Annotated in this window: 14 protein-coding genes; 8 read left to right on the forward strand and 6 right to left on the reverse strand. The window is 63.8% G+C overall.

Annotated features, from left to right (window positions below):
* Nucleotides 1-192 precede the first annotated feature (192 nt).
* Nucleotides 193-534, forward strand: coding sequence for a hypothetical protein (locus Q0L25_RS05695; RefSeq protein ID WP_296612377.1), 342 nt, complete (start codon nt 193-195; stop codon nt 532-534).
* On the opposite strand, the gene Q0L25_RS05700 is transcribed toward Q0L25_RS05695, so the two are convergent.
* The 3 genes from Q0L25_RS05700 to ftsZ form a co-directional block, all read right to left on the reverse strand.
* Nucleotides 518-1,138, reverse strand: coding sequence for a response regulator (locus tag Q0L25_RS05700; RefSeq protein ID WP_296612379.1), 621 nt, complete (start codon nt 1,136-1,138; stop codon nt 518-520). The genes Q0L25_RS05695 and Q0L25_RS05700 overlap by 17 nt on opposite strands.
* On the reverse strand, nt 1,113-3,806 hold the full coding sequence (locus Q0L25_RS05705; RefSeq protein WP_296612380.1) for a PAS domain-containing sensor histidine kinase: 2,694 nt from the start codon (nt 3,804-3,806) through the stop codon (nt 1,113-1,115). Before Q0L25_RS05705 ends, Q0L25_RS05700 begins: the two co-directional genes overlap by 26 nt.
* Before the next feature lie 148 nt (nt 3,807-3,954).
* Entirely contained in the window at nt 3,955-5,511 is a 1,557-nt protein-coding gene (gene ftsZ / locus Q0L25_RS05710; RefSeq protein WP_296612382.1) for a cell division protein FtsZ, read from the reverse strand.
* A 172-nt stretch (nt 5,512-5,683) separates the two neighbouring features.
* On the opposite strand from ftsZ, the gene Q0L25_RS05715 reads away from it, so the two are divergent.
* On the forward strand, nt 5,684-6,244 hold the full coding sequence (locus Q0L25_RS05715; RefSeq protein ID WP_296612384.1) for a DUF2939 domain-containing protein: 561 nt from the start codon (nt 5,684-5,686) through the stop codon (nt 6,242-6,244).
* Nucleotides 6,245-6,246: 2 nt separating this feature from the next.
* Here the strand turns inward: Q0L25_RS05715 and Q0L25_RS05720 are convergent, their stop codons facing one another.
* Nucleotides 6,247-8,406: a penicillin acylase family protein gene (locus Q0L25_RS05720; RefSeq protein WP_296612386.1), complete on the reverse strand. Its 2,160-nt coding sequence runs from the start codon at nt 8,404-8,406 to the stop codon at nt 6,247-6,249.
* 76 nt (nt 8,407-8,482) lie between these two features.
* Between Q0L25_RS05720 and Q0L25_RS05725 the strand changes: the two genes are divergently transcribed.
* Nucleotides 8,483-9,754 (forward strand): amidohydrolase family protein, encoded by a 1,272-nt coding sequence (locus Q0L25_RS05725; protein ID WP_296612388.1) that lies wholly within the window; start codon nt 8,483-8,485, stop codon nt 9,752-9,754.
* 11 nt (nt 9,755-9,765) lie between these two features.
* Nucleotides 9,766-10,866 carry a heparan-alpha-glucosaminide N-acetyltransferase domain-containing protein gene (locus tag Q0L25_RS05730; RefSeq protein ID WP_296612389.1) on the forward strand — a complete coding sequence of 367 codons (1,101 nt, stop codon included), beginning with the start codon at nt 9,766-9,768 and terminating at the stop codon, nt 10,864-10,866.
* A gap of 391 nt (nt 10,867-11,257) precedes the next feature.
* On the opposite strand, the gene Q0L25_RS05735 is transcribed toward Q0L25_RS05730, so the two are convergent.
* Nucleotides 11,258-12,037, reverse strand: a complete 780-nt coding sequence (locus Q0L25_RS05735) for a transglutaminase family protein (protein ID WP_296612391.1) — start codon at nt 12,035-12,037, stop codon at nt 11,258-11,260.
* 90 nt (nt 12,038-12,127) lie between these two features.
* Between Q0L25_RS05735 and Q0L25_RS05740 the strand changes: the two genes are divergently transcribed.
* The gene (locus Q0L25_RS05740; protein WP_296612392.1) at nt 12,128-12,760 is read left to right on the forward strand and encodes a YkgJ family cysteine cluster protein; all 633 of its coding nucleotides are present in this window, start codon (nt 12,128-12,130) and stop codon (nt 12,758-12,760) included.
* 174 nt (nt 12,761-12,934) lie between these two features.
* Here Q0L25_RS05740 and Q0L25_RS05745 read toward each other — a convergent pair whose 3' ends face one another.
* A complete protein-coding gene (locus Q0L25_RS05745) occupies nt 12,935-13,126 on the reverse strand; it encodes a hypothetical protein (protein ID WP_296612394.1) in 192 nt (63 codons plus the stop codon).
* A gap of 611 nt (nt 13,127-13,737) precedes the next feature.
* On the opposite strand from Q0L25_RS05745, the gene Q0L25_RS05750 reads away from it, so the two are divergent.
* Genes Q0L25_RS05750 through Q0L25_RS05760 form a run of 3 tightly spaced genes read left to right on the forward strand, consistent with a single transcriptional unit; the run spans nt 13,738 to nt 16,581 of the window.
* Nucleotides 13,738-14,529 carry a helix-turn-helix domain-containing protein gene (locus Q0L25_RS05750; RefSeq protein WP_296612396.1) on the forward strand — a complete coding sequence of 264 codons (792 nt, stop codon included), beginning with the start codon at nt 13,738-13,740 and terminating at the stop codon, nt 14,527-14,529.
* The gene (locus Q0L25_RS05755; RefSeq protein WP_296612398.1) at nt 14,504-16,039 is read left to right on the forward strand and encodes a GNAT family N-acetyltransferase; all 1,536 of its coding nucleotides are present in this window, start codon (nt 14,504-14,506) and stop codon (nt 16,037-16,039) included. Before Q0L25_RS05750 ends, Q0L25_RS05755 begins: the two co-directional genes overlap by 26 nt.
* A complete protein-coding gene (locus tag Q0L25_RS05760; RefSeq protein ID WP_296612400.1) occupies nt 16,039-16,581 on the forward strand; it encodes an AAA family ATPase in 543 nt (180 codons plus the stop codon). Before Q0L25_RS05755 ends, Q0L25_RS05760 begins: the two co-directional genes overlap by 1 nt.
* The last annotated feature ends 135 nt before the right edge of the window (nt 16,582-16,716 follow it).

Below are 16,716 nucleotides of genomic sequence, written 5' to 3' on the forward strand. Positions count from 1 at the left end.
GCAAGACCATTGATCGGCGCTTCGAGATTATTCCGCCGCGCGGTGAAATACCTAACCGGTTGGTACCCGAGCGGTAACCGCGGACGCGCAAAGATGACCTCATAGAGGCGCTGCTACGTAGGTTTACCTAGCCGACTAATCGGCACGGGCGGATTAGCCTGCCGCAGCCCCGTTGCATCTGGATGTCGCACCTTGCCCTTCGATCTGATCGTCCTGCTGATCTCCGAAAGCGACCTGCGCAGCGCGTTGACTGCGCGGCTGACGATGATCGGCATCAATGTCGTCACGATCGGAGCGGACCAACTGGTGCGAGGCTTGCACGGCCTGGCGGTCACGACCGCCGTGCTCGTCACCGACGATGGTCCTATCGGCCAGGCTGCCGCCGAAGTGTCCCCGCCATGGCTGCAGGTCATTATCCTCAACGGATCGTCCGGCGAACTCGACGATCGCCCGGTGCGACTGCCCCGGCGCGGTGCCACGCGCCGGCTGGTCGAGATATTGGACGGCTGGCGGGCGTCTAGCCCGTCGCGATGAGGCCGGCGGCGAACGCGACCCGGAGCGCCTCGGACAAACTGCGCACGCCCATCTTGGTCATCAGGTTGGCGCGATAGATTTCGACCGTGCGGGGACTGATCGCGAGATCATAGGCGATGATCTTGTTCGATCTCCCCTCGATCAATCCGGTCAGGACGTCGCGTTCCCTGGGCGACAGCACCGCCACCTTGGCGCGCGCGGTTTCGACCTGCGCCGACCCGGTGCTGTCGTGCTCCAGGCGGTCGAAGGCCTTGTCGATCGCCTCCATCAGGGCGTCGGCCTTATAGGGCTTTTCGAGGAAATCGAACGCTCCGGCCTTCATCGCCTGCACGGCAATATCGATATTGCCCTCCCCGGTCAGGATGATGGTCAGGAATCGCGCGGGAGGAGACGCGGCCAGTTCCTGCAGGACCTCGATCCCGTTTTTTCCGGGCATGTGATAATCGAGCAGCAGCACGCCCGATTCCAGTTCGGCAACGCGCTCCAGAAACTGATCGCCCGAGCGGAAATTGCGCACGACGAGGTCGGAACGCAGCGAGAGGAGGCCGTGCAGCGACGCCCGCACGGCATCGTCGTCATCAATCAGGTAGATGTTCCGGATCATCTTCCAGCTCCTTGAACACCGGCAGGGTGAAGCGGAACACCGCCCCTCCGTCCGGCTGGTTCTCCGCCGTCAGGACGCCGCCATGCGCCTCGACGATACGTCTCGAAATGGACAGGCCGATTCCCATTGCCGTGCCCGACTTGGTGGTTGAGAAACGCCCGTAGACTTGCTCGCTCAGCGCTTCGGGAATGCCGGGGCCCGTATCCATGATCGCCAATTCGACCAGGTCGTCGGGTTTCGATTGCGACTGGATCACGATCCGTCGCGGACCGCCGGTGTCGAGCGAACGCAACGCTTCGACCGCATTGCGCAACAGATTGACCAGCACCTGCTGGATCTGAACGCGGTCGGCGAAGATCCTGTCGCAGGCCGGATCGAGTTCGTAGACGAGCTCGATCTCTTCGCGCCGAGTGCCGAAGAAGACCAGAGCGACCGCATCCCTGACGACCTCGTCGAGCGATTCGGAGCGCATTTCGATGTCGCGCTTGGCCAGGAAGTCGCGCAACCGCCGGATGATGTCACCCGACCGTTGGGTTTGCTCTTCGGCCATGTGCAGCAGATCGGCGACGCGCTCGCCGCCTCCGCCCTGCTCGATCAGCATCCGAGCCGCCGCGATGAAATTGCCCGTCGCGCTGAGCGGCTGATTGAGTTCATGCGCTAGGTCGGCCGCCAGCTCGCTCATGCCGCGTTGGCGCGAGATATGCGCCAGTTCCGCGCTGAGCTCGGACAAGCGCTGTTCCTCGAACAGGCGCCGGGAAACGTCGCGGACGATTCCAGTGAAGATCCGCTCCTCTCCGATGCGCGCCTCTCCGACATTGAGTTCGATCGGAAACTGCGCACCGTCCGCACGCCGCGCGGTCAATTCGCGAGTCACGCCGATGACCTTGCGCTCCCCGGTCTTGAGGTAGCGAGCGATCGCCGCGTCGTGACCCGACGCGAACATATCGGGCATCAGGATCTTGACGTTGCACCCGATCATCGACGCTGCCGAATAGCCGAACATTGCTTCTGCGGCCGGGCTGAAACTCTTGATGATGCCATGGTCGTCGATGACGATCGTCGCGTCCGGTACCGTCCTGATGATCGATTCGAGCTGCATCTCGGTCTCACGCCGGTTGCGGTGCGTGACGTCGACCAGCGAGCCGATCGTTCGGATCAGATTGCCGCGCTCGTCGAACAGACAGCGCGACGTTCCTTCGAGAATCCGCGGCGGCCCGTCCGGCGAGAGGAAGTGATATTGGAAAGCAAAGCGATCCAGCCGATCGGCGACGACGCGATCGATCGACGCCATTACATCGACCAAATCCGCGGGATCGACATGGTCGCGCCACGCGTCGAAACTGTCGATCGTACCCTGGGCCAGACCCAATCGCTGCTCGGACCCTGGCGACCAGCTGATCCGGCCGGTCGCGACGTCCCACTCGAACACGCCGATCTCATTCACCTCCGCGGCGATTGCGAGGCGATGCTCGCTGGCGCGCAATTCTTCCTCCGCCCGGACCCGCGATGTCAGGTCGAGCATCTTGAGTACGACGACGTCGTCGCCGTCTGAGCGTCGCAGGTATCGCCGTCGCTCCAGAATATTGAGCTCGGTCCCGTCGCGGCTGCGCTCGACGAATTCTGCATCGCCGTCGGCGAGCGGCAATTCGGCACCGACGCTGCGGCGCGGACGTGATTGCAACAGTTCGTGCTTGTTCCGCCCCACCGCTTCGCTGTCGGTCCAGCCGTAAAGTTCGGCGCAGCCCCGCGTCCAATGGAGGATCGTCCCGTCCGGCCGGACCAGCGCGATGGCAGCGCTGTCGAGCGCGGCGCTGAGGTCGCCCAGCGCCAACCGCTGACGGGTCAGCCGGTCGGACACCAGCAACAGGATCGTGCCGATGATCAGCATGTTGACCAGGATCGCGATCAAGGCGGCACCTTCGGGCGGTGCGCTGCCGGTCCTGATCGACCATTGTTCAAGGACGACGGGGACAGCGGGCAGAACGAACAGAATCGGCAGGACCAACCAGCCCAGTGGCTGACGCATCCGGTCGCCCGACAAGAGGCCGGTCCACCCCGCCTCATGTTTCCACCACAGGAAAGAGCAAGCAATCGCCAGCGACGCCAGACCGGCCGGTAACGGTGCGACGAAGAACTGGTTGAGGAGAGCAGCGTGATGGATCCACATCAGCGCGGTGGTCGAATAGAGACCAAGGCAAAGCGCCAGCGCCGCCAGTACGTTCGCGACCCGGTCGAGCAGCGGCGATTGCCGCCGCGCAATCAATATGGCCGCGGCCAGCGACACGAAGGACAGGAGCGAATTGGATCCCGGACGGCCCGGATTGGCAGCGGTCGAGCGCGCGAGTTGTTCGGGAAAGAGCAACCGGTCGACGCCGGGCCGGATCCCCAATCCGGATTCGGCGACGATCATCGCGACGAGGACCAAAACGGCAACCGCAGCGACCATAGCGCCGCGCCGGCCAAGGATCGCCATCACTATCGCGAAGGAAAGCAGCAAATAACCCGTAGTCGTCAGCGGCCAGGCCGGCGCGTAGCTCGCTCCGAACGAGGCAAGCGTTGGTGCTTCGAACAACCAGCCCAATAACGATAGAGATGCGGCCAGCGCGGCAATTCCGGCCAACGCCAGTGCTACTTTGTCATGTCTCGATGCGTCGTTCGCACGACGCATTCGACCAGGCATTCGTCCCCATCCTTATGCCACCCGCCAGGCGGGGCGGCCTCTATTATTTTCGCCGCTGTTCAGCATCCCGGAATATTGGTGGAATTACAATAAGCTTGGCGAAATATTTTAGACTAAATAGTTCATTATGACCCGATCACACCGCTAGCGAAGGCCGGCCGCCACGATAGGCGATCATCGAGTGGCGACCGAAACCCAGCCGCAAGGTCATCGCGCGGAACAAGGCCTTCACCGCGCTGGCGATCTGCTCGACCAGACTGGCGCGCCGGGGATCTTCCAGTTCGAAGTCGCCGAGCCAGAGTTCGTCCATCGTGCAGGCCTTGAGGTTGACCGTGACGGGCGGCTCGTCGCGCCGTTTGTCGGGGGTATCTGGCTGCGTCGACGACGGCAGCCGATCGATCAGGTCGAGCAACGGCGTGTCACTTACGACAGGTTCGACGAGCGCAGCGGTGAGATCGCCAGGGCTGCTCACCGCCGCCGCGCCGAGCGGCAGCGCAGGCTTTGGCGCTGCAGCCGGGGGCGCGACGATGTCGGCCTCAGGCGTCGCGATGAAGAGAGGCTTCGCCAAAGCCACGGCCGCCGCGATCGGTGGCGAAACGTCTGCCGGCAGCTCGATCGATTTAGCCGTTCCGGACATGGAAACGGCCGGTTGAGACTCGGCGACCGGCGCGTAGATAGCGGCAACCGGCCCTACGGCGGATCGGACCAACGCAGCCTGCGAGCGCGCCTGGGGCCGATGACCTTGTGCAATCAGGGCGACGCGAACGATGCCGTCGAGCGACTCCGACACCGATGCTCCCCAGGCGAGCTCGACGTCCGGCGACGCCTGATCGGCGATCGTCGCGACGATCGCGTCGAGCTCCATCAGCGACATGTCGGTACCGCCGCTGATCGAGATCATCAGCTTTCCAGCCCCGGCGATCTCGTCGTCGATCAACGGGCAGGCCATCGCGCGTTCCGCCGCGAGGACCGCGCGGTCGGTGCGGTCGGTGCGCTCGGTCGCCTCGCCGAACCCGATCACCGCCCGGCCCATCTCGGCGACCACGTTGCGCATTTCGGCGAAACCGATCTGCTTGAGCCCCGGCGTCACCAGCAGGTGCGCGATCCCGCCGACCACATCGGCAAGCACCGCGTTCGACTCCAGCATGGCCGCTTTGAAAGTCATCTCGAGATCGCCGATGCCCAGCAGCCGCTGGTTGGGAACGACGATGATCGCGTCGACCAAGGGCTCGAGCGTGGCGATGCCCTGATCCGCCCGGCTCGCCCGCCGCAATCCTTCAAACTCGAACGGCCGCGTCACCACCGCGATGGTCGGAATGCCGCGTAGCCGGGCGCGCTCGGCGAAGATCGGCGCCGCGCCGGTGCCGGTGCCCCCGCCCATTCCGGCAGCGATGAAACAGAAGTCGACATTCTCGAGTGCGGCGTCGATTTCATCCGCGACTTCCTGCGCGGCGGCACGACCGACCTCTGGCCACGCGCCCGCGCCCAGCCCCTGTGTCGCCATCGGGCCGAGTTGCAGTTGCTGGCGGACGCCCAATGTGCGCAGCGCCTGAGCGTCGGTATTGGCGGCGATCAGCTCCACATTCGGCAGGTTTTCGTCGACCAGACCGGCAACGCCGTTCCCGCCCGCGCCGCCGACGCCGAAAACGGCGATGCGCGGCATCACAGCCTCGATAGTGTCCATAAAACTCATGACCGTTCCCCGACTCGCTGCACTGTCGGGACTCGTATCGCGGCATCTATGGTTAACGCGCCACGCTGGGAATCTACTATCGTAGAATCCCGCAACGCATTGGTACGGTGAGCAGCGACATTGCCCGGAGAAATCCGCCGCCCTAGATCAGGCGTGGGGCCGAAAGGATCGCATGCGCAAGGGCTGGACCATCGCAAGCGGCGCCGCGCTCGCACTGTTCGCGCTGGCTTATGGCGCGTCGCCTTATGTCGCGGTGCGCGGTTTCGTCGCCGCGGCGAGACAAGGCGACGCCGAAAAGCTGCGGGGCGCGGTCGACTTTCCGGCGGTGCGCGCCGACCTGAAGCCGCAAGTGGCGGCGGCGGTGACCACACGGATGCAGCGCGATCCCCAGATGCGGGGCAATCCGTTCGCCGGGCTCGGCGCGATATTGATGCCGTCGATCCTCGACCGGATGATCGACAGCGTCGTGACGCCCGAGGGGATCGCGGCGTTGGTCCGCGCGGGGAAGGTGGGCCACGCCGAAACGGAGTCCGCGGCGCCACGGCGGGTCGACTACGACTTTCATTACATCGCGCTCAACCGTTTCGATGTCGCTTTGCGGCGCCAGGGCGCGGCCGGTGATCCGGTTACTTTGGTCTTCCAGCGACGCGGCCTGTTCGCATGGAAACTCGTCCGCATCGCCCTGCCGCAGAGCAGCCTGATCGGTCCCGCGGAAGCGCCACCGGCCTCCTGATCCTATTCGCCCGGTCGGTAGCGCCGTTCGACATGGCCCTTGAGGTCTTCCGGGTAGAAATAGACCGGGCGCAGCCGCCCCTCGGCATAGCGGCCGATCTGGTCGGCAAAGTGGCGCGAGGCGGGGTCGCCGCTCTGGCCGCCGGCCATCACCGCCATCGCTTTTACGCGCGGGCCGAATTCCACCACCGCGACGAAGCTGTTGCCGCTGGTGCCGTAATAGCGCTTGGTCCCTGGCCAGGTCCTGGCGCCGAACGAGGCGAGGCTGCCCCATTGCGCGGAGGTGAAGGGCACCGGCGTCGAATCCCCGGCATCGTCGAAATGCGGGGCGATCGAATCGTCGAGCCGCTGGAAGCGATTGATCTGGCGCCACGGCACGCGCCAGTCGCCGAAATCGCGCTTGAGCCGGTCGGCGGCCGCCGCCAAGGCGTCGAGCTTGTCGCCCGGTTTGACGCGCGTGGCGATATAATCGGGCACGTTCATCCGCTCGGCCTGGGCGAAGCTGCCGACTTCTCGCCATAGATGGTCGCCCCAGAATACCGCCAGGCTGGTCGCGGTAGAATCATAGCCCCAGCGATAGTCCCAGCTGCGTAGCAGCGCGACCGGATCGGCCAGCCTGGCGCGGCGCGGATCGTCGGCGGGGAGTGCATCCCATGCCTTGACCAGTCCGGGGATCAGTTCGGCGAAGGCGGGCAGATAGCTGTCGAACGCCGCAACCCGCAGTTTTTCCGGCGTCCAGCCACTCTTGCCCTGGAGCAACAGGTCGGCATGCGTACCGCGCGCATTGGATCCAATCTGGTCCATGTAGCGCGGATAATTCGCCGCCTTCGGGCTATCCGGCCCCGCCGCGTCCCATGGCCAGTCGTTGGTATTGTGTACCCAGCCGACCCGCGGGTTGAGCACGCTCGGCAAGCTGGGCAGCGTGTGCAAACCCTTCCAGTCGGTCGCGGGATCGCTGCCGTCGACCGGGCGGGTATAATCGAAGCGATTGTCGCGCAGCGGCATGAATTGCGGCATCAGGAACGCGATCTCGCCCTTGCTGTCGGCGAACAAGGTGTCGTTCGACGAGTTCGCTCGCCGCGAGGCGACCTGGAGGAAGCTCTTGAGGTCGCTGGTCTTGGTCCGCAGCCAGCTCTGTTCGAGCGCGGGCACCGGCTTCCACATCAAGGCCTCGGCGATCCAGCGGCCGCTCTTGATCGCGACGATCGGGCCGTGATGGGTTCGCCATGTGGTAAAGCTACGCTCACCCAAGGATCCGTCGGATTTGCGATAGCGCAGGGTCACCGTCTTGCCTGTCACCGGCCGCTCAGCACTGCCGTAGCGATAGACGTAACCGCTGCCGCGCTTCGTCACGCGCTCGGCGAATTCGTCGACATTGTCGACGGTGGACGAGGTGTGCATCCAGCCCGCCTTGGCGTTGAACCCCTGGTAGATGAAGAATTGTCCCCAGGTCGACGCGCCATAAGCGTCGAGGCCCTGCGCGCTCGACATCTGTGCTTCGGAGCGGAAGTAGAAACTGGTGTGCGGGTTGATCAGCAGCAGCGCCTTGCCGTCCGAGGTCAGCTTGGGTGCGATGGCGATGCCGTTCGATCCGGAAGGTTCGCGCGGTACCATGCCGAGTTCTTCGGGCGTCGGCGGCGTCGGCTTGCCGTAGAAGGTCTTGAGATCGCTGAGCGAAATACGCTCGATATCGCCGCCGATACTGCCTTCGGTAAAGCTGAGCGCCATCCAGGGTTCGAAGTGGGTGAGCACCTTGGGCTTGGTGCCGGGATGCGTCGCCAGGTAGAAATTGAGCCCGTCAGCCCAGGCATTCATCAGCGACTTCAGCCAGGGCGCGCTGGCGGCATATTGCGCCTTCAACTCGGCGGGCTCGACATAGAGGCGCTGACGCAGGTCGCTCCAGATCGCGTCGTCATCGGCGTCCGGCGCCTCCGCGGTGCGGCCGAGCGCGGTGAGGTAATTGGCCTCGACGCGCGAGAAATCGTCCTCGGCCTGGGCGTAGATCAGCCCGAATACCGCATCGGCGTCGCTCTGCCCGCGGACGTGCGGGATGCCCCAATCGTCGCGGGTGATGGTGACGCGCGCGGCCTCGGCTCGCCATCGCGCCATGTCGGCGGAAGCGGGGTCGGGCGCGGTCGGCGCCATGGTCAGGACAGCGGCCATTAGTACGGGGGCTAGGAGCGGGAAGCGGAGGGCTCTATCCATGCCGGCAGCGTAACGCGACACCGGGGAGAAAACCATGCGCTGGCTGGCTCTTATATTGGCGATGCTGCTTGGGCCTGCAGCCGCCCTCCCCGCGGCCGAGGCGCCGAGGCAAATGGTCCTGCTGAAGCCCGCGCGCGTGTTCGACGCGATCGACGGCAAGACGCATGCCGGCTGGCAAGTTCTGGTCGAAGGCGACCGTATCGCCGCGGTCGGACCCAACCTGTCGGCGCCCGCCGACGCCAAGGTGATCGAGCTGCCCAGCGAGACCTTGATGCCCGGGATGATCGAGGGGCACGGGCACCTGTTCCTCCACCCCTATAACGAGACGAGCTGGGACGATCAGGTGCTGCACGAGCCGCTTGCGCTGCGCACCGCGCGCGCGGTGGCGAGCGCCAAGGCGACATTGCTCGCCGGCTTCACCAGCGAACGCGACCTCGGCACCGAAGGCGCGGGCTATGCCGATGTCGGGCTGAAAGCGGCGATCGATCAGGGAATCGTGCCCGGCCCCCGCCTCAACGTCGCGACGCGCGCGATCGTCGCGCTGGGCGCGTACGGCCCCAAGGGGTTCGAGCCCGGCGTCGCCATCCCGCAAGGCGCCGAGGAAGTGTCGGGCGTCGAGTCGATCGTCGCTGCGGTGCGCCGCCAGATCGCCGGCGGCGCCGATTGGGTGAAGCTCTATGCCGATTATCGCTGGCGTCCGGGCGAGGACAGCCGCCCCACCCTCAGCCTGGAGGAAATGAAGGCCGCGGTCGCCGCCGCGCACGATGCCGGCCGCCCGGTCGCGGTCCATTCCGCGACAGCCGAAGGGATGCGCCGCGCGATCGCCGCGGGAGTCGATACGATCGAGCATGGCTATGGCGGCACGCCCGAGATTTTCGCGGAGATGGCCAAGAAAGGCATCGCGCTTTGCCCGACGCTCGCCGCATCGGACGCCACGTCGCGCTATCGCGGCTGGACCGGGGCCGAGCCGGCGCCCGAAGCCGTACGGATCAACCGCAAGAGCTTCCAGATGGCGATGAAGGCCGGCGTCCATATCTGCATGGGCGGCGATGTCGGCGTGTTCGCGCACGGCACGAATGCGCGGGAAATGGAGCTGATGGCGGCGGGCGGGATGAGTCCCGCCGACGTGCTGATCGCCGCGACCTGGGGCAATGCGCGCTGGTTCCACCTCGACTCCAAGCTCGGCGCGGTCAAACCGGGGCTGCTCGCCGATTTGATCGCGGTCGACGGCGACCCGACCGCCGACATCGCCGCGGTCCGCCATGTGCGGATGGTCATGAAGGGCGGCATGGTGGTAACGGGTTGAACACAATGGACATGTCGAAACCCACGCGCATTCGCGACGAACCGCTCGACGCGCTGCGCGGCTTCGCGATCTTCGGGATGGTGCTTGCCAACCTGCAGGGGTCGGAGGAGCACGCTTTCTGGTGGATCAATCACGCGGAATGGAACGGCCTGACTTTCGCCGACCTGGTGTTCCCGATGTTCCTGCTCGCGGTCGGCCTCGCCTTGCCGCTGACGATGGACGGGCGGATGCCGCGGCCGTCGATCGCGAAGATCGTGCGGCGATCGGCGCTGTTGTGGCTGATCGGTTTCGGGATCGGCATGATCGTCCATTTCAGCCTTAGGCTGGAGGATATCCGCTTCACCGGCGTGCTGGAGAGGATCGGCGTGGTCTATCTGATCTGCGCGATCACGTGTCGCCAGACGACGAGCTGGAAAGCGGCCGCCATCGCTGCCGGCGTGCTGATGCTGGTCCATGGCGTGCTGCTCCATTTGCCCGCCCCGGGCGACCTGATCGCCAGCATGGCGCCGGGCGAAGGGATGAGCGGCTGGCTCGACCGCGCGATCCTGGGCGGCACGCGGCTCTATGGCCATCCCGATAACGGCCCGCCCTTCGATCCCGAGGGGCCGCTGTCCACCCTGTCGGCAATCGCCACGACGATGATCGGCATGGCGGTGCAGCGCATGTCGGTGCGCCGCAAGAAGCCGGTGATCATGATCATCGCCGTCGCGGTTTTGTGCCTGGGCCTGACGCTTGCCGCCGCCTGGTTCTGGCCGATCAACAAGAATTTGTGGACGCCGACCTTCACGCTGATCAACGCCGCGATCGGGCTGGGCTTGCTGGCATTGCTCAAGATCGTCTGGCCGCGGATCGGCGCGTCGCGGGTCGCGCAGACGGTGGCGGCGCTCGGCGCGGTGTCGCTGACGCTGTATGTCGTCCATGACGCGGTGGCGATAGTGATGATGAAGGTGCCGGCGGGTGGCGCGCATCTGGGGGCGAGGTTGCTGGCGGTGATCGCGGCGACCGGCCTGCCGCTCGATTGGGTGTCGATGCTGTATGCGGTGATTCTGGGCGGGGTCTCGATCGCTATCGCGCTGGCGCTGCGGGCGCGGGGGTGGGTTTTGCGGGTTTAAAGTTACCTCAGCGTCCCCTCCCGTCACCCCAGTGAAAGCTGGGGTCTCTGGCGGTGACGCGATGCGGCTTGAGATCCCGGCTTTCGCTGGGATGACGAGTTATGGAAATGGATCGCTTTACGACGACGGCTTATTTGGGTTCTCCGCCCCGCACCCAAATCGTCATCCCCGCGCAAGCGGGGACCCATCTCCTACGCGCGCGTCTGAATTATGACCGTCGTGGAATGGGATAGTCCGGGAGATGGGTCCCCGCTTGCGCGGGGATGACGGTAGATAGTTCAGCCCCTCCCCTTCAGGGGAGGGGTTGGGGTGGGGGCTCTCCACAGGCGATTGGCTTGGGGCACTCCCCCACCCCCAACCCCTCCCCTGAAGGGGAGTTTCTAGCTGCCCCTCACCCCACCCGCTCCACCTTCACGCTCTGCGACAAACACTCCGCTTCGCCGAAGATGGTCATGAAGCTGATATCGGTGGCATCGCGCCCCACCCCGATCCGCACCAGCCCCTCAACCGGCGCCAGGCCGGTGGGGTCGATCAGCCGCCAGGCGCCGTCCAGCCACACTTCGACCACCGCATGGAAATCGGGCGGGTCGAGGCGCCAGGCATAGGCCGCGACCATGCGCGCGGGGAGGTCGGCGGCACGGGCGAAGGCGATCAGCAGGTGCGCGAAATCGCGGCACACGCCGCGATGCGCGACATAGGTGTCGGCGGCGGTCGTGGTCACGCTGCTCGACCCGACGACATAATCGAGATGCCCGCGGATCCATTCCGCCATCGCCTCGACTCGGTCGCCGCCGGCCACCGCATCGAACTCGCGCCGGACGAGCGCGTCGAACCGGTCGGATTCGCAATAGCGGCTGGGGAACAGGAACGGCACGACCTCCGCCGGCAACAGCTTGACGTCGTCGGCGGCCAGGCCGTGGAGCGTCGCCCCGGTGCGATCGACCTCCACCGTCGCGGTGTAATGCGCGGTCACCCGCCCCTCCCCCCGCGTCCAGGTGCGCCGCCCCAGCCCGTTGTCCGCCGCGATCGGACGCAACGCCTCCACCCCGCCGATGCGCAACAGGTCGGTGACCAGGCGCTGATCGGGCGTCTGCGCCACTTCCAGCGCGAACAGCAGGTCGGCGGGCGCGGCAAGCCAATAGTCGAGCCGGGCGTCGATGGAGAGGCGCATGGAGTCTTTCTGGAAAGGAGTCGCTTCGTTCCTATCCGATAACCGCCCCGCCCGGCTATGCTCGGGATCAGTGGAGGAGAGGAGGCGCGCATGCCATCCCATGACCCGATACCGGCCCGGATGACGGCCGATACGCGGTTCAGTTACCGCTGCACGCGCTGCAACAGCTGCTGCGTCGACAAGCGCATCCAGGTCAATCCGTATGAGATCGCGCGGCTCGCGCGCAATCGCGGCGTCTCGACCGCCGAGGCGCGGCAGACCTTTACCACCGCCGACAGCGCCTTGCGCCAGCGGGAGGACGGGCGCTGCATCTTCCTGGGCGATCAGGGCTGTACGGTCCATGTCGACCGGCCGCTGGTCTGTCGCCTGTTCCCGCTGGGCCGCGTGATCGATGCGGCGGGCAAGGTGCATTTCGTGCCCTATCCCGATCCCCTGGCCGCGCACGGCGAGTTCGGAAAGGCGGGCGTGGTCGCCGATTATCTGGAGGCACAGGGCGCGACCGCGTTCATCGCCGCGGCCGACGCCTATTTCGCCTTTTTCTGCCGCGCCAATGAGCGGATGGGCGCGGCCACGCCCGCCGCCGCGGACCCCGATCGCGACCTGCTCGACATCGACAGCGAGCTCGCCGCCGCCTGCGCCGCGGCCGGGATCGCGGAGCCCGACGATCTGCTCGAACGGATGTGGCTGCACATCAGCCTGCTCGACGAAATGCTCGGTGATTGAGCATCGCGCGGAAAAGTGGGCACCGGTTTTCCGCGAAAGCGATGCGACCACGAATAACGCCCAGTCGGACAGCGACCGCCGCGCCGCTGCCCCGGACAAAACAAAGGCCGCGCGATCCCATCGGACCGCGCGGCCTGTTTGTTTCGGTGGCGGGTCGCCCCGCCGCCGCGCCGATTACTCGGCGACGTTGCTGCCGTTGGCAGTGACGTCGCTGACGTTCTCGTCGGTGATGTTGGTGGTGTCGGTCAGGTTCACGTCGTCGGTGTTGGTGACGACGACGGCGTTGTCGGCCGTCTTGTTGCCGCCGCAAGCCGCGAGGCCGAGCACGACAGGAGCAATCACCGAAAGAACTACGAGCTTCTTCATGGACAAACCTCCGTAATATCCAGGCCGCGCCCCCGCTCGGCACAGCGCCTCGCGAATTGGTCCTGGGTAAGTCCGGCGGTGCCTATGGCGCAATTCCCATCGGATTGGTAGGGGAAAATGCACCGTTCGTCGCAAGAGAGGGGGAGCGGGTTGTGGCTGCGGCCTGGTCGTTAGGTGCATTACGCTTTGTTTGGGGCGCGATTTAGCACGTTGAATAGGCCCGCATAGTAACCCACGGCCGATCCGCCCCAGGATTGTAAGTTGAAGGTCTGTAATGCTCTAGGTTCGGACGTTCGACCTCTTCACGGCTCGTCGCAGCAGCCGAGTTTGGTTCACATGACGAGGATGACGGAGACTGATGAGCCACGGTATGGGGAGAATGAAAAGGTGTTGCAATCTCAGATTATTTAGACCCGTTCGCCATTGGGCGCTTCCGGCTTTGGCAGGAACAGCGCAGTGACTGGCATATAACGAATGCCGCCCCTGGGCCGCCGCATTTCAACCATCCGACAATCGAGACCGGCATATCGCTGCGCCGCACAATCCCCTGGCATCGAATATGCCGTTGAGGTAATATTCTAAGAAGATATTGAAAGAGGCACGTGGCGCGAATGAAGGTAGTCGGCAAAGTCTTCGAGGCCAAGGCCGGTGATGCGCCGGAAAGCGACACTCATATTGGTCAGCGCCTTCGGGAAATTCGGAAGCTCGCTGGTCTGACCCAGGAGCAATTGGCGGCACGCCTCAACATCGGGCAGGCTGCGCTGTCGCGGGTGGAGGGCCGTCGCGATATTCTTGTCTCAACTCTTCGCGATTATCTCTCGGCACTCGGCGCGACCGTTCGCATCGATGCTCGCTTCGACGATGCCTCGGCGCTTGTTACCAGCATGCGCGAAGCGGATTTTCGCTTCGAAGCAGTCGACGAAAATCAGTTGGTATTGCCGATCGTCGGCGAGGAGCGGTTACCACCGCGCCGGGATGTCGTTTTCAGCATCAAGCCCGATTATTGCGACAAGATTGTCAGCGGCGTAAAGACCATAGAACTCCGGCGGCGGTTTCCCATGTCGGTTCCGGCTGGAACAACCGCTTTGATCTACGCCACAAGTCCGACGCGCGCGCTGCTCGGCATCGCTGAAATTGGGCAGGTTCATCGTTGCGCGCCCAAGGAGATCTGGGATAGTTTTTCCGATCGCGCCTGTATCGCGCGTAAAGATTTTGACACTTATTTTGAGGGGGTTGAGCGCGGATACGCGATCGAACTGAAGCGCGCTAGACCGCTTCGCCGCGCGCTCGAACTTAGCGAATTACGCGATCGATTTAATTTTGAACCCCCGCAGTCCTTCCTCTACGCGACGCAACAGATGCGGGAAGCTCTCCACTATGAGTGTTCCGAAATATCTCATTGATACAAACGTCTTCATCGGCCTCGAAGATCATGCCGAGGTTTCACCCAATTTCGTGTCGCTTCTTCAACTGACGGCGCGTTTTGGCGTCGGCGTTTACGTCCATGCGGCTGCGATCGACGATATCAAGCGCGATCGTAATGACGATCGGCGCCGGGTCTCACTCAGCAAGATCCAGAAATTTCCCGTTATCGAAAAAGTCATCGGCCTCGAAGAGGCAGCCCTTGCGACAAGATTTGGTCCGCTCCGCAAACCGAACGACGTCGTCGATGCGACTCTGCTTCACGCGCTAGATCTAGGTGTCGCCGACTTTTTGGTCACCGAGGACCAAGGTCTGCACGAACGCGCCCGTCGGGTATCGGCAACCTTGGGCGATCGGGTCCTGTACGTCGCGGATGCTGTTTCGCTCCTCCGTACGACCTACGAGCCGATCAAGGTTTCGCTGCCCGCGATCAAAGAGATCGATGCGCACACGATCCCTATGAGCGATCCCATTTTCGCGAGCCTGCGCGCTGACTATCCGCCGTTTGACGACTGGTGGCGAGAAAAGTGCGTCAAGGCCATGCGTAAATGCTGGGTTGTCATTGACGAAGGCACGCTTGCAGGTCTGATCGTTCGCAAGGACGAGAGACCCGGTGACACCGATGCGATCCTGCCGGGCGATAAAATCTTGAAGGTCTGCACCTTTAAGGTCCGGCCCGAGAGCCGCGGGGTGAAGCTTGGCGAACTGCTGCTCAAACAGGTGCTCTGGTATGCTCAATCGAACCGACACGACGTCGTCTATCTGACCACCTTTCCCGGCCAAGCCACGCTCATCGACCTCTTGGAATATTATGGGTTCATACATACCCACGACAATCCGAACGGCGAGCGAGTCTATGAGAAGGCGCTGCTTCGCGAAAGGTTACTTCCGGAACCGGGAAAATCCCTGTTCGATCTCGCGCGTCGCAACTATCCGCGTTTCGCGACCGGGAACGGCGTGAGCGCATATGCCATTCCGATCCAGGAAGGCTATCACGAAATACTATTTCCTGAGCTGGTAACGCGAAGACAGTACAGCCTGTTTCAATCGCCAGCCGAGACCGGGATGCAGACCCCAGGCAACACGATCCGAAAGGTCTATCTATGTCGTGCACAGCAGCAGATCTCACAGCCTGGCGCGTTGTTGTTTTTCTACAAAGGCAAATCAGTCGGCACGCCATCGCAAGCGATAACGACCGTCGGCATCTTCGAGGAAATGGCGCTGGCGCGGTCGCCGGAGGAACTGCGACGGATCGCCGGCGGTCGCTCCGTCTATAGCGACAGCCAACTCACGCAAATGGCACCTTCTGGGTCTCGCCCGGTTAAGGTGATCAATTTCCTGCTGGCCGGGCACATCGCGCCAGCCGTTTCTCTCACCACGCTACAGAACGAAAACGTGTTTGCGGATCACCCGCCGCAATCGATCAAACACCTCGAGCCAGCGCAGTTGCGGTCGGTCCTGAGCCACATAGATTTCGGGTTTTCGGTCTAATGCGCAGGATCGGGTTACTCGGCTTGTCCGGCGTTGGAAAATCGACGTTGCTCAAAGCCATCGCGAGTCACGTCGATTTCATGCACCTCCAGGCGAGCGACCTGATTAAGGCAGAGCTGCAGTTCCGCGCTGATCAGCCGCAGAGTTCAGAAGATCTGAGAACAGGAGCGGTAGTTGAAAATCAGGCTTTGCTGATTTCGGGTTTCAATCGTGCAGTCGAACATGCCACTGTCCCGATCGTTTTTGACGGTCATAGTATTATCGACGGACGCGATGGTTTGATCGAGATACCAAGCGAGGTATTCGCGGCGTTAGGCCTCGCGGCAATTTGCTTTCTTGAAGCAGAGCCCTCCGTCATCGCTACCCGCCGCTGCAACGACGCTCGACGTCAGCGACCTAACCGGAACGTCGATGTTCTTCGTGGCCACCAAGCCATCGCGCAAGCCGCTGCCCGACGCATCGCTTATGAGATTGGATGTCCCTTTCGTGTGATTTCCGACGACGAACACGATCTTCTTAGACAGCTGATAAGTCAGGACTGAAGAGGTCAGCACGCAGCTCTCCGATTGCTTCGTTAAATCCATGCCGCCTACCATCGCGCTTAACTTCTGTGCGGGAATACGGTTCTACCTGCATAGATCGCCTGCACCTGTTACCGTAATGCCGAATCAAATTTG

The organism is Sphingomonas sp. (assembly GCF_024508665.1).
Lineage (GTDB): Bacteria > Pseudomonadota > Alphaproteobacteria > Sphingomonadales > Sphingomonadaceae > Sphingomonas.